Origin of the sequence: Alicyclobacillus fructus, assembly GCF_017329605.1 — a bacterium.
In the GTDB taxonomy this organism is placed as follows: domain Bacteria; phylum Bacillota; class Bacilli; order Alicyclobacillales; family Alicyclobacillaceae; genus Alicyclobacillus; species Alicyclobacillus fructus.
The window spans coordinates 1-12,921 of record NZ_JAFMTY010000035.1; the positions used below are offsets into that span (position 1 = coordinate 1).

General features: G+C 63.6%; 11 protein-coding genes. 10 read left to right on the forward strand and 1 reads right to left on the reverse strand.

From position 1 onward, the window contains the following. Nucleotides 1-169 precede the first annotated feature (169 nt). The gene (locus J3481_RS13470) at nucleotides 170-1,078 is read right to left on the reverse strand and encodes a 1,4-dihydroxy-2-naphthoate polyprenyltransferase (protein WP_407929341.1); all 909 of its coding nucleotides are present in this window, start codon (nucleotides 1,076-1,078) and stop codon (nucleotides 170-172) included. 205 nt (nucleotides 1,079-1,283) lie between these two features. Here J3481_RS13470 and menB point away from each other — a divergent pair, with 205 nt between their 5' ends. From menB to J3481_RS13520, 10 genes are all read left to right on the forward strand, one after another. Next, nucleotides 1,284-2,102, forward strand: a complete 819-nt coding sequence (gene menB, locus J3481_RS13475; RefSeq protein ID WP_206832661.1) for a 1,4-dihydroxy-2-naphthoyl-CoA synthase — start codon at nucleotides 1,284-1,286, stop codon at nucleotides 2,100-2,102. Nucleotides 2,103-2,153: 51 nt separating this feature from the next. Next, nucleotides 2,154-3,701, forward strand: coding sequence for an o-succinylbenzoate--CoA ligase (gene menE, locus J3481_RS13480; protein ID WP_236011708.1), 1,548 nt, complete (start codon nucleotides 2,154-2,156; stop codon nucleotides 3,699-3,701). Further along, nucleotides 3,698-5,053 carry an isochorismate synthase gene (locus J3481_RS13485; protein WP_206832662.1) on the forward strand — a complete coding sequence of 452 codons (1,356 nt, stop codon included), beginning with the start codon at nucleotides 3,698-3,700 and terminating at the stop codon, nucleotides 5,051-5,053. Before menE ends, J3481_RS13485 begins: the two co-directional genes overlap by 4 nt. Further along, a complete protein-coding gene (menD, locus tag J3481_RS13490) occupies nucleotides 5,050-6,744 on the forward strand; it encodes a 2-succinyl-5-enolpyruvyl-6-hydroxy-3-cyclohexene-1-carboxylic-acid synthase (protein WP_206832663.1) in 1,695 nt (564 codons plus the stop codon). The genes J3481_RS13485 and menD overlap by 4 nt, the downstream gene beginning before the upstream one ends. Continuing rightward, nucleotides 6,741-7,577 carry a 2-succinyl-6-hydroxy-2,4-cyclohexadiene-1-carboxylate synthase gene (menH, locus tag J3481_RS13495; RefSeq protein WP_206832664.1) on the forward strand — a complete coding sequence of 279 codons (837 nt, stop codon included), beginning with the start codon at nucleotides 6,741-6,743 and terminating at the stop codon, nucleotides 7,575-7,577. The genes menD and menH overlap by 4 nt, the downstream gene beginning before the upstream one ends. A 196-nt stretch (nucleotides 7,578-7,773) precedes the next feature. Beyond that, the gene (gene pstS, locus J3481_RS13500; RefSeq protein ID WP_206832665.1) at nucleotides 7,774-8,901 is read left to right on the forward strand and encodes a phosphate ABC transporter substrate-binding protein PstS; all 1,128 of its coding nucleotides are present in this window, start codon (nucleotides 7,774-7,776) and stop codon (nucleotides 8,899-8,901) included. 26 nt (nucleotides 8,902-8,927) lie between these two features. Then, nucleotides 8,928-9,926 carry a phosphate ABC transporter permease subunit PstC gene (gene pstC, locus J3481_RS13505; RefSeq protein WP_206832666.1) on the forward strand — a complete coding sequence of 333 codons (999 nt, stop codon included), beginning with the start codon at nucleotides 8,928-8,930 and terminating at the stop codon, nucleotides 9,924-9,926. After that, a complete protein-coding gene (pstA, locus tag J3481_RS13510; protein ID WP_206832667.1) occupies nucleotides 9,923-10,777 on the forward strand; it encodes a phosphate ABC transporter permease PstA in 855 nt (284 codons plus the stop codon). Before pstC ends, pstA begins: the two co-directional genes overlap by 4 nt. Nucleotides 10,778-10,944: 167 nt before the next feature. Then, on the forward strand, nucleotides 10,945-12,117 hold the full coding sequence (locus J3481_RS13515; RefSeq protein ID WP_206832668.1) for an MGDG synthase family glycosyltransferase: 1,173 nt from the start codon (nucleotides 10,945-10,947) through the stop codon (nucleotides 12,115-12,117). An 11-nt stretch (nucleotides 12,118-12,128) separates the two neighbouring features. Further along, entirely contained in the window at nucleotides 12,129-12,827 is a 699-nt protein-coding gene (locus tag J3481_RS13520; RefSeq protein WP_206832669.1) for a polysaccharide deacetylase family protein, read from the forward strand. The last annotated feature ends 94 nt before the right edge of the window (nucleotides 12,828-12,921 follow it).

Here is a 12,921-nt window from a genome sequence, read left to right on the forward strand (position 1 = left end):
ATATGTGCTCTCGCATACAAGAACCCTCCCGATGCTTGATGAGCCCATTTTCAAGCAGCAGGAGGGCAAACACCATGTGGGTTTGGTTTGACGCTTACGAAGAGGCCACCGAACGGGCGTGAAAAAGCGGGCTGCCGAGCCTTTTGGCAGCCCGCTTTTGTATCGAAGCTCAGAAGCGGATGGTGGAGACGAGGAACGCACACACCATCAGGACGCCAAATCGGAACAGGAGATTGGACGTGCCCTTCACGGCCTTGTGCAGTTTGGACGGCTCCGTGTACTGGTAGTACAGGCGAACCACGTAGACGGCCGTCGGCACCGTCAGCAGCACGAGGAGCGCGAAGGGCGTGAGCACGCCGAGGGCCACCATCGCCACCACCACGAGGTACGCGGCCACAAACACGCTCGCGAACAGCACGCGTCCCCGCTCGCGGCCGATGAGGATGACCATCGTACGCCGTCCACCTTCGGCGTCCTGCGCCATGTCGCGCATGTTGTTGGCGAACAGAATGGCGCCAATCAGAAGCCCTATCGGGATGGACACCAACAGTGCCCTCAGCGTGACCGTCCCGCTCTGCAGGTAAAACGCAATCAGCACGATGGTCGGGCCCATGGCCGTGGCTGCGGCGATCTCGCCAAACGGTGTGTACGCGAGAGGCACAGGACCTCCCGAGTAGAAGTATCCCACCGCCATGCACAGCGCGCCCACCAAGGCCAGCCACCAACTCGTCGTCGCGCAGAGATACACGCCCAACAGGAGCGCGGCGCCGAGAAACGCGAATCCCAGCCGGAGCACCACTTTGGGCGCCACGCCGTCTCGGACGATGGTTCCCGCGATGCCGACCATGCGCTCGTCGTCCAGGCCTCGCTGATAGTCGTAGTATTCATTGAACATGTTGGTGGCCGACTGAATCAGGATGGAGGCCACGAGCATGGCCAGAAAACGCCACACGTGAAACGGATACGATGGCACGGCGACCGCGGTGCCGACAATCACGGGAACGATGCTCGCAGTGAGCGTAAATGGGCGCAACACCCGCCACCACACGCGCAGGCGGCTCGCAACGGACAATTTCATTCACCTCGCATAGACGTACCCTGATCCCGAATCGGACTGCTATGCAACCTTAAGTCCTCCGTGATCCTACCACTCGTCCCTCCCGTCGGCAACCGGAATCCCTTTTGCAGCCCTGATGGACAAGGTCTATAATGGGTTCGCGTCAATCGACGGGATCGGACATGAGCCTTGCCGTGAAAGCCAGTTCATCCGAGGAGGTTTTCTCATGACGCTCAACTGGGAGCGAGTCAAAGAGTACACGGACATCATCTATGAGCGGGCCGAGGGTATCGCCAGGGTGACCATCAATCGGCCAGAGGTGCGGAACGCGTTTCGGCCGGAGACCGTGATGGAGATGATTGACGCGTTTCAGCACATCCGCGACGACAGCTCGACGGGCGTGGTGCTGTTGCGCGGTCAGGGCAACGAGGCCTTCTGTTCCGGCGGCGATCAACGCGTCCGCGGACATGGCGGTTATGTCGGCGGCGATGGCGTGCCGCGGTTAAATGTACTGGATCTGCAGCGTCTCATTCGCACGTTGCCGAAGCCTGTCATCGCCGTGGTGGCGGGTTATGCCATTGGCGGCGGCCACGTGCTCCACGTCTGCTGCGACCTGACCATCGCCGCGGAGAACGCGGTGTTCGGCCAGGTGGGTCCAAAGGTCGGCAGCTTTGACGGAGGCTACGGCGTCTCGCTTCTCTCGCGCCTTGTGGGGCAGAAGAAGGCGAAAGAGATATGGTTCCTCTGTCGTCAGTACAACGCACAGGAGGCGCTGCAAATGGGCCTTGTGAACGCGGTGGTGCCGCTCGAGCGGCTGGAGGAAGAATCGATCCGCTGGGCTAAGGAAATCCTGGAAAAGAGCCCGATCGCGATTCGCTTCCTGAAGGCGGCGTTCAACGCGGATACGGATGGCGCCGCTGGGTTGCAACAATTCGCGGGCGACGCCACGATGCTGTATTACATGACGGACGAAGCGAAGGAAGGCGCGCGTGCGTTCCTGGAGAAGCGCCAGCCGGATTTCAGCAAGTTTGGGCGGTTGCCCTGATTCACCCGTTCGCTCTTGAGGGCGTTGGTTTGAGGCGGGGGGTCAACGGCCATGATGAATCTAGAGAGGGCGCAGGCGCCCGTCGCCTTCTTGCCGGATTGGCTTTCACAGCACGCGGAGCGCAGGCCGGCCCGGCTCGCGCTGATATCGGAAGGTCGCGCCATCACGTACGCGGAGTTGTACGCCGCGGCGCGCTTCGCGGCTGCTCGCGCGTTTGCCATGGGCGTCCGTCCGGGCGATCGCGTCGCGGTCATCTGCCACCAGGGACGGATACACGCGCTATGTCTCCACGCGCTCATGCAGATCCGGGCCGTGATGGTACCGCTCAACTGGCGCCTGCAGCCGAGCGAGCTGGCGTATCAAGTGGAAGACTGCGGCGCAACGTTCATCTTCTGCGATGAATCCGCGGCGCCTTTCGCCGCGCAGGTGGCGGACTTGGTTGCGCGCGACGTGCAGCGGGTCGTGTTCTCCGATGACGCGTGGGATCGGGAGGAAGCGGGGCAACCTGGGCGCCAGGACGGGAACGCGTTCGCGCCGATGGACCTACCCCTTCAGTCGGTACACGCGATTGTGTACACGAGCGGAACCACGGGCAGGCCCAAAGGCGCCATGATCACCTATCAAAACCACTGGTACAGCGCGATGGCCTCGGCAATCCAATTCGGGCTCGATCCGGAGGAGCGGTGGCTCGTGCCCATGCCCCTCTTTCATGTCGGCGGAATGGGCGTGCTGATGCGGAGCCTGATCTACGGGACCACGGCGGTCGTGCACGACAGGTTCGACGCCGAACGAGTGGACAGGGAGCTCGCTTCGGGTGACATCACGCTGGTCTCTCTCGTCCCGACGATGCTTGCGCGCATCCTCAAACTGCGCGATGGACCGTATCCGCCGCGGCTTCGAGCCATCCTGCTGGGCGGCGCGGGTTGCCCTCGTCCTGTACTCGAACGCGCCCTCCAACTGGGCCTCCCGGTGACGCAAAGCTACGGACTCACGGAGACCAACACCCAGGTGGCGACCATTCACTTGGCCGACGCGCTGCGGAAGATGGGTTCCTCGGGCCGTCCGTTGGCGAACACGCGCCTCGCCGTGCAAGGTCCGCAGGGCCCCACGGCGGAGCCGGGCGTGGAAGGCGAGATCCTCGTGCAAGGTCCAACTGTATTCGCTGGTTATTATAACAGAAAAGAGGAGACGGAACGGGCGCTGGCCGAAGGATGGCTTCACACCGGAGACATCGGCCGATTTGACGAAGAGGGCTTTCTGTACGTGTTGGACCGGCGAGCGGATCTCATCGTGTCAGGCGGTGAGAACGTGTATCCGGCGGAGGTCGAGTCTCAGCTTCTCGCGCTGCCCGGTGTGGTGGACGCGGGGGTCGTGGGCAAACCCGACGATGAATGGGGCCAGGTGCCAGTGGCCTTTGTCGTCCTGGAGCCGGGCACGGTGCTGACGGACGAGATGGCGCTCGCCATGCGGCAGGCGCTCCGAGGTCGGCTCGCCCATTACAAGGTGCCCGCCGAAATTCGCCAGGTTGACGCGCTGCCTCGAACGGCTTCGGGCAAGCTGATGCGCTACGAGATGAGAAAGTGGGTGATGCAGGCATGAGCGTGACCGCGCGAGAAGCGCTGCGACAAAACCTCTCTTCGCGGATCGTCGAGGCGTTTTGTGAAGCGAAGGCGCGCGAATCCTCCGATCTCATCGTCCGGTTGCGAGTTCCTTTTGACCGCTCGCTTGCGTCGCTCGCGCACTGGAATCGCTGGGAGCCCGCCGTGTACAGCCGTCCGCCCGGAGGGAGTGAGCGATACGGGGTTGGCGTGTATCGCCGCGTGGTGGCAAGTGCCGACGACGGTTGGGAGGATCTGAAGGCGCGCCTGGCGCAGGAAGATCTCCCGCCGGGACTTCCTTGGTTTGGGGCCCTTCCCTTCGACTTCAGCGCGCTCCCGCTAGGGATCTGGGCGGTGTGGCCCAAGGCCGTCTGGTTTGCGCCGCGCCTGTATCTCACAAAGCCGCTCGGGTCGGATACGGCGGACGTGTTGTATATCCCGCCCCGCGGCGCCGACGAGATGGATGTGAAGGCGGATGTGGCGGATCTCTTGGACGTGCACGGTGACGAAACCTCCGGCGAGCGCCCGGCCTTCGAGGAACCCGAGGACTTTCGTCGGTTCGTGGACAAGGTCGAGCGCGCGCTGCGGGAAATCCGCCAGGGCCGGCTTTACAAGGTCGTGGTGGCCCGCTTCGTCACGGGCCGGGTCACGCGCGCGCTGGATGAAGCGCTGGAAACCCTCGCCGCCCGCTATCCCACCAGCCACGTGTTTGCGCTCTCGTGGCAAGGCCGATGGCTCTTGTCCGCCAGTCCGGAGCGACTCTGCGTGGTCCGAGAGAGGCGGGTCGAGATCGACTGCCTGGCCGGGACGGCGCGCAGAGGTCGCGACGACGAAGAGGACCGCAGGCTCGAACACGAGCTCCTCGCGAGCGGCAAGAATCAAAAGGAACACCAGGTCGTGGTCGATCACGTCCTTCGAGCCGTACAGCCGCTTTGCGAGAGCGTCGAGGCAGAGGATGCGCCTTCGGTGTTCAAACTCGCAAACGTCCAACATCTGCGGACGCGGGTCTCGGGGCGGCTGAAGCCCGGCGTAGGACTGCTCGACGTGGCGCAGACGCTCCATCCGACGCCTGCGGTGGCGGGGACGCCGCAGCGAGAGGCTACCAGTTACGTGACGGCTCACGAGGGGTGGCCGCGGGGGTACTACGCCGGCGCGTTTGGCACGTACATCGCGGGCGAGGGAGAGCTTGACGTCTGCCTGCGATCGGCGTTCATTGATGCCGGACAGGCTGCGCTCTTCGCCGGTTGCGGCATCGTGGAAGGGTCAGATCCAGTGACCGAGTGGGAAGAGAGCGAGCTGAAGCTCAGGCCGATGCGCGAGGCGTTGGGCGTCGCGGAGGAGGTAGGGCGTTGAATCCAGAACTGTGGCCCGTGCACGCGCTCGTGGATGGATTGTACGCGGGCGGGGTGAGGCGCGCGGTGATCTCGCCGGGATCGCGCAACACCCCGCTCGTCTTTGCGCTGCTTGAACACGGCGGGATGGAGCTCGTCTCGCACATGGACGAGCGATCCGCGGGCTTCTTCGCGCTCGGCATGGCCCGCCAGACCGGGGAGCCTGTGGCTGTCGTCTGCACCTCGGGGACGGCGGTCGCCAATCTATATCCCGCGGTCGTCGAAGCCTGCTTCTCGCGCGTACCGCTCGTGGTATTGACGGCGGATCGGCCGGCGGAGCTAAGGGAGGTCGGCGCGAATCAAACCATTCGCCAGCCGAATCTGTTCGGCTCGCACGTCAAGTGGGCATGCGAAACCCCTGTGCCCGAGGACCGGGTATCCGTCGCGCTCGATCTCCGCAGTCTGGCCCTTCGCGCCGGGCTCGTGGCGAGGAGCGCGCCGGAGGGCCCGGTGCACGTGAACGTTCCGCTACGGGAACCGCTTCTGCCTCCCCGCAGGCGTGAATCGTCGGGCCTGTTTGAACTCCCGGCCCTCGAGGGTCAGCCTGCCGCCGAAGCGCCTTGTGCACCGTCCGCGCTCGCCCGCGTGGAAGAGGCCCTATCGCGCGCCAAGCGGCCCGTGATCGTCGCGGGCCCCATGCGGCCGGGGGCCCTGGCGCACGCCGTGGCCCATTTCGCGGCCAGATGCGGTATCCCGCTGCTGGCGGACATCCTGAGCCAGTGCCGGGATGCCGAGGCGAGCGTGCCTCATTACGATCTCGTCCTTCGCGCCGACGCCGCGATCGAACCGCCGGATCTCATCCTCCGCTTCGGCGGCGAACCGACGTCGAAGGCGCTCTCCGCGTGGCTTCGCAAGTCGCGCGCAGAAGTTGTTCTCTTCGATGAGACGCCGCTGTATCGCGACAGCGGACACCAGGCCACGCAGGTCGTGATTGGCGATCCAACGCCGTGGCTCGAGCGCCTACACGTCGCTGCCGCGGGCTGGGCCGATTATCTCGCGGCTTGGCGCAGGGTCTCCGACGCGGCGGCGCGCGTGCTCTCCCTGCCCGGTGCGCTGCCGTGGTTTGAGGGCGACGCCGTGCGCACGGCTGTCGGTGCGCTGCGCCCGAACGATCTGCTTGTGCTGGGCAACAGCCGGCCCGTTCGGGACGCGGATGCCCTCGCGCTCCCCAACGCAGGGGTCGAAGTCCACGCAAACCGCGGAGCGAGCGGCATCGACGGCGTGACCTCCACGGCGCTGGGCCATGCGGTGGCCTCCGGGCGACCGACGCTCCTCGTCATCGGCGACGTGTCGTTCTACCACGATCTCAACGGGCTCGTCATGGCGCGTCAACTTTCGTCGCCGTTCGTCGTGGTGCTCGTGCACAACGGCGGCGGCGGCATCTTCCGCCATCTGGCGCAGGCGGAGAGGCCGGACGAGATCGACTGGTTCACGACGCCTCATGAGCTGAATTTCGCGCCCATCGTGCGGGCCTACGGAGGCGAACACCTGCAGGCGGGCGATCGCGACGCTCTGCTTGACGGCCTCCGAGGCGGCTTGGAGCGCCCGGGGCTCACGGTGGTCGAAGTGCGCTTTCCGAACGACGAGAGCCCGCGCGTCTACCGCCAGTTGATGGTGCACATCGCCCGAGCCCTGGGGGTGGAGGCGCGGTGAAGCGAACGGCGATGATCCGGGGCGTCCGGTACGCGTACCAAATCATCCCGGGTGACCAACCGTGCCTGTTCTTGCACGGTTTCACGGGCGCGGGCGATGTGTTTGTGCCTGTGGTGGAACGGCTCCGGGCACTCGGGTGCCAACTCTTCGCCATCTTGCCCGATCTTTTGGGGCACGGCGCGAGCGACGTGCCGGTGGACGCGTCCCGGCTTTCCATGGACGAGACCGTGCGCGATCTCGCGCTTCTGCTCGACCAGTTGGCCATTTCCACTTGCTCTGTCGTGGGGTATTCGATGGGCGGGCGCGTCGCGCTCGCCTTCGCCATCACCCATCCCCAACGCGTGCAGTCGCTGGTCTTGGAGTCCGCGTCACCTGGAATCGCCGATCCCGACGAGCGGGAGGCCCGCAGGCGCGAGGACGACCGCCTGGCGGACGAGATCGAAGCGCGTGGACTCGATTGGTTTGTCTCCGAATGGGAGCGACGCCCCATTTTTGCGACGCACGGCGCGCTGCCGGAAGAGGAGAAGACGCGCCAACGCGCCATCCGGCAGTCGGGAAGCGCTCGAGGGTACGCCCAGAGTCTTCGGGGACTCGGAACAGGTCGTCAGCCGTCGTATTGGGACGCGTTGGCCGGGCTGACGATGCCGGTTGCGCTCATCACCGGCGCCTTGGATTCGAAGTTCACGAGGATGGCCGCGGACATGCAATCTCGCGTGCCGGGCGCAGTGCACATCGCCATCGACGGCGCGGGTCACACGCCGCACTTGGAGCAGCCGGATAAGTTCGCGGCGGTCCTTTCCAACATCCTCTGTTCAACGGGGCGCGCTCGATGAGCGCCGCCCGCCCCTATCACCTCCGTTTGTAAACGCTCCGTAAAGTTTGTAAACCCAGCTTGGACAAATCTTCACGTCAAATTGAGCATCTCTCCAACGCCTCTTCACATCCTCTTGGTACGCTCATTTCCGACGGGAGCGGTTAGCCCCGCGATTCACGCGACACGGACAGAAGATGACAAGGGGGAACTCCTACGTGAAGTTGCGTTCGAAGTGGTTGGCAGGTTTGGCGGCTGTCGCTGCGGTCGGCGTGGTGGCGGGCTGCGGGACGTCGAATTCGTCCTCCTCGGCTCAGAACACGGCGTCTGGGAACACCTCGCAGCAGGCCGCGAGCGTTGCAACGGTAACCCTCAGCGAGACGGGATCCTCGCTTCTGTATCCGCTCTTCAACGCCCAGTGGATCCCGGCGTATCACAAGCTCCATCCGGATGTGGAAATGACGGCGGCGTCGACCGGCAGCGGTACGGGGATTTCCGACGCCATCGCGGGTACGGTGGATATCGGCGCGTCCGACGCGTACATGGCGGATGCGCAGATTCAGCAGCATCCTGATATGCTGAACATCCCGGTGGCCATCTCGGCGCAGCAAATCATGTACAACCTGCCGGGCGTGAAGGGACACCTTCACCTGAACGGACAGGTGCTTGCCGCGATTTACGAAGGCAAGATCCAATATTGGGACGATGCCAAGATCAAGGCGCTCAATCCGGGCGTCAAGCTTCCTCATCAGGTTATCAAGCCCGTTGTGCGCTCGGACGGCTCCGGTGACACGTTCCTCTTCACGCAGTATCTGAGCAAGTCGAGCTCTGAGTGGAGCCAGAATTACGGCTATGGCACCACCATCTCTTGGCCCGGCCTGCAGACGGAGATCGGTGCGAAGGGCAATCAGGGCGTCGTGGCGGCGCTCGCAAAGACGCCGTACTCGGTCGGATACGTGGGCATCAGCTGGTTGGACAAGGCGGTCCAACAGGGACTTGGTTATGCGGCGCTCGAGAACGCGGCCGGCAAGTACGTCCTGCCGACCAGTGCCACCATCCAGGCGGCCGCGCAGGCGGGCGTGAAGAACGTCCCTGCCGACGAGCGGATCTCGCTCATCGACGAGCCGGGCGCCAATTCGTATCCCATCATTAACTTTGAGTATCTCATCGTGAAGGACGATCAGCCAAACGCTTCGAAGGCGGAGGCGCTCAAATCGTTCCTGGAGTGGGCCATCAATCCCTCGGAAGGAAACAACTCGAAGTTCCTGACTCCTGTGCACTTCTTGCCCCTTCCGACGAGCGTGCACGCCAAGAGCGAGGCGCAGATCGAGAAGATCAAGGGCTGACATCGTCGTCACGAGGAGGGCAAGCCGTGCGCAAAGTTTCATCCGCGGCCAAGGCCTGGGATCGCGTCTTCCGGGTGCTGGCGGCCATCGGGGCCGCCAGCCCCGCTGTGTTCCTGGTCCTCATTGCCGCCATCGTTTCAGTCGAGTCCATTCCGACACTTCGCTTCATGGGCGTTCACTTTCTGACGGAAACGCGCTGGGACATGGGCAACCTGTACGGGGCGATGACGCACAAGAACGGGGTGACTGCGCCCGCGGGAGCTTCTTACGGCGCGCTCGTGTTCATCGTGGGCACCCTCCTGTCGTCCATCATCGCGCTCGTCGTCGCCGTGCCTGTGTCCATCGGAACGGCTCTGATATTGGCCTACCGGGTGAGGGGGCCGCTCGGGTTTCTGCTGAATATTTTGGTGGAGCTTCTGGCAGGCATTCCGAGCGTCGTGATCGGCCTATGGGGCATTCTTGTGCTGGTGCCGTGGATCGCCAACTCCTTTGCGCCTTTCCTGAAGTCGATTCTAGGATGGATCCCGTTTTTTGGCGGCCAAACCGGTACGGGGTACAGCCTGTTGGCGAGCGGCATGGTGCTCGCGATGATGATCGTGCCGATCATCACGGCGACCACCCGCGATCTGCTCGAGCAGGTGCCGGTGCTGGCGCGGGAGGGCGGCCTGGGTATCGGCATGACGTCCTGGGAAGTCGTGCGCTACGTCTCCCTGCCCTACATCCGTGAAGGCTTCATCGGCGCCGTGGCGCTTGGCTGGGGTCGCGCGATGGGGGAGACGATGGCCGTGCTGATGGTGTCTGGAAACGCGACCAACATCTTGCCCCAGAACCTGTACAGCCCGATATCCACCATGGCCGCGTTCATCGCGAACCAGCTGGACAGTGCGGAAACGGACGCCTCGGGCATGGCGGTCCATGCGCTCTCGGAGCTCGCCCTACTCCTGTTGGCCATTACGCTGGTCACGAATCTGATCGCGAGATGGTTGGTGCGCCCGCGGCGCAGGGAAGGGGTGATCACCTCGTGAGGAGACGGCGCAGAAAGTGGAAGAGCGCGTTTGGTTGGGGCGTGGCCTGGCTCGCGTTTCTGCTTGTCCTCTTCGGACTTGTCGATCTCGTCGGTTCCGTGCTTTGGCAAGGTGTGCGCTCGTTTCGATTTTCCATGCTGTTTGAGCCGACGCAAGGGATCGCTGGAGGATTGGAGAACGCCATTCTCGGTACGTTCGAACTTGTCGTGATCGGCGTGGTCTTTGCGGCACCCCTCGGCATCCTCGGCGGGATCTTCACGTCGGAATTTGCACCGCCGCGCCTTGCTGCCGCCATTCGGTTCGTGGCCGAGGTCTTGTCAGGCGTACCTTCCATCGTCATAGGCTACTTCGGTTATCTGCTCTTGGTCCTTCACTTCCACTGGGGCTTTTCAGCCTTGGCGGGCGGCGTTGCGCTGACCATCATCATGCTGCCCTACATTCTGCGCACGACGGACACGAGTTTGCAGCAGGTGCCCTTGTTGCAGCGCGAAGCGGCCTGGGCGCTCGGCATGACGCGAACGCAGGCCATCCTGAAGACGGTGTGGCGGCCCGCGGCCTCCGGCATGGCCACGGGTTTGCTGCTGGCCATCGCCATCGGCCTTGGTGAGACGGCACCGCTTTTGTACACCGCAGGGTGGAATTCGAACAATCCGTCGCTCGCACTGACGCATTCCCAGGTCGGGTATCTGACCTATGTCGCGTACACGTACTTGGACGAACCGTACGCACAGGCGCGCCAATTGGCGTATGCGGCCGGCTTTGTTCTGCTGATGCTGATTCTCATCATCCAGCTCGTCGTGCGCCTTGTCGTCGGCCGATCCAGAGCCGCGGGCGGTCGATCCGCCGCATAGGCCGATGCGGAGTTCGGCTATTCCGCGCGGACAACGAATACCATAAGCGGAGAAGGTCAAGTGCCTTCTCCGCTTTGTTGTTTTGGCCATCCATGGTCTTGTTCAGTTGTCCGGTGAATCCTTCAAGTTTAGAATAGAGCTGTGGAAGATTTGAGGGGGCGAGACGAATGCGCCGCGTTTTGCTGATGACCGCGTCCTTTGGCTCGGGGCACAACCAGGCGGCGTACGCCGTGATGGAGGCGCTCAAGGACCGAGATGCCGAGGTGGAAGTGGTCGACTATGTGGGACTCTTGAATCCGGCGCTGCGTTCGTTTGCGAAGTTCAGCCTGATTCAGGGCGTGAAAAGGGCACCGGGACTGTATGGCCTCTTTTATAAGTCCATGTCGCGGATCGATCCGGATTCCGCCCTTCAGCGCTACGTCAACCACATCGGCATCGAGCGCATCCAGGAGTACATCGCGTATTACCGGCCTGACTGCATCGCGAGCACGTTTCCGACGCCAATGGGGGTCGTCGGCGAGTTGCGCCGCGCAGGCAAAATCGACATTCCCAATTTGGCCATTGTGACGGATTACACCGCGCACCGGCAGTGGTATCACGATTTTGCCGACCACTACTTCGTGGCGACAGACGAGGTGAAGCGAGATCTCGTCTCGTACGGGATTCCTGAAGACGCCGTCGACGTCGTGGGGATCCCGCTGCGCCGGAAGTTCAGGGAGGAGAACGTCGAGCGCCTGTTGGCGCAGCGGTCCGAGCTCATTCGTTCAATGGGTTTTCAAGAAGATATCCCTATCATTCTGCTCATGGGCGGCGGCAGCGGGATTCTGGCCGATCCAGGTGTCTGGGAGTCGTTCATCCCGGAGTCCGGGATGCAGTACCTCATCATCTGCGGCCACAATCGCAGGCTGGAGCGCCGATTTGCCTCCATTCAGAGCGAGCGCGTGCGCGTGTTCGGGTACACGAACGAGATCGAGAAGTTCATGGCCATGGCGGACCTCATCGTCACAAAGCCCGGGGGACTCACCCTCACGGAGTCCATCGCCATGCGGCTGCCGCTGCTCATCTACCGCCCGATTCCGGGGCAGGAGGAGGCGAATGCGCGGTTTGCCGAGCAGGCCGGCGTCGCGGTGTGCGTGAAATCCCCTGCGGAAGCGCAGGCGTTCCTGCTCTCCGTCCACGAAAACCCCTCGATTTTGGCTCGCATGCGGGAGGCGTGCAGTGCGATGCCGAGCTGTGGGGCGGCCGAGCGCATCGCGCAGAAGATCATCCTGTATGCCACGAAGAAGCTTCCGTGCCGTTCCGTGTCCCCGGAGTGGCCGCCTGAGCTTCTTCCGACGTGAGAGGGAGCGCAGTGGTCGGTTGGATCATCGCTGTCGTGTTGGCTGTGCTTGTTGTGTATGCGGGATTGCCTTTCGTCTGGACGCGCGGTCTGGGGCAATCCTGCATTCGCAGGACGCCGAAGCCGGGCTATGTGGCGTTGACGTTCGACGACGGGCCTCATCCCGTGTACACGCCTCGCCTGTTGGACGCACTCCGAGAGGCGGGAGCGAGAGCGACGTTCTTCGTGATCGCCGAACACGCGTTGAGGTATCCGGAGATCGTCGAGCGGATGCTGGCGGAAGGGCACGAAGTCCAGGTGCACGGGTATCGCCACTGGTTCGTTCCCTTGCTTCCGCCTGGCCTGACGGCACGTCAGTGCATCGGAGCGCGGGAGGTGCTGGCTCAGCGCTTCGGCATCCATCCCAGGGTCTATCGGCCCACCTGGGGCGCCTGCAACTTGGCCACGCTCGTGGCGCTTCGGCGATCGCGCATGTCCATGCTGTTGTGGAGCGTCATGGTGGGGGACTGGCGCCGTACGCCGCCGGAGGAACTGGTGCGCCGGATTGTCGCCAAGCTCGATGGGCGCGCGGTGATCGTGCTTCACGACAGCGACGAGTCCCCGGGCGCAGAGCGCGGTGCGCCTGAGAGCGTGATCGCGGCCATACCGGCCGTGGTGGAGGAAATTCGCAGACGCGGCTACACATTCGTGCTCGCGTCGGAATGCGAGTAGACCCTCATGTCGATTTTCGACGCCACGGGATCATGAAAATGGCGATGTTGCGCGCTACGATGGTGATAAGCAACCACCAGAGCTCGATCCCTCC

Coding starts and splice junctions, on each gene's coding strand:
- J3481_RS13485 (WP_206832662.1), top strand. CDS start 3,698: ATGAGCGTGACCGCGCGAGAAGCGCTGCGACAAAACCTCTCTTCGCGG.
- menB (WP_206832661.1), top strand. CDS start 1,284: ATGACGCTCAACTGGGAGCGAGTCAAAGAGTACACGGACATCATCTAT.
- J3481_RS13470 (WP_407929341.1), bottom strand. CDS start 1,078: ATGAAATTGTCCGTTGCGAGCCGCCTGCGCGTGTGGTGGCGGGTGTTG.
- J3481_RS13515 (WP_206832668.1), top strand. CDS start 10,945: ATGCGCCGCGTTTTGCTGATGACCGCGTCCTTTGGCTCGGGGCACAAC.
- menE (WP_236011708.1), top strand. CDS start 2,154: ATGATGAATCTAGAGAGGGCGCAGGCGCCCGTCGCCTTCTTGCCGGAT.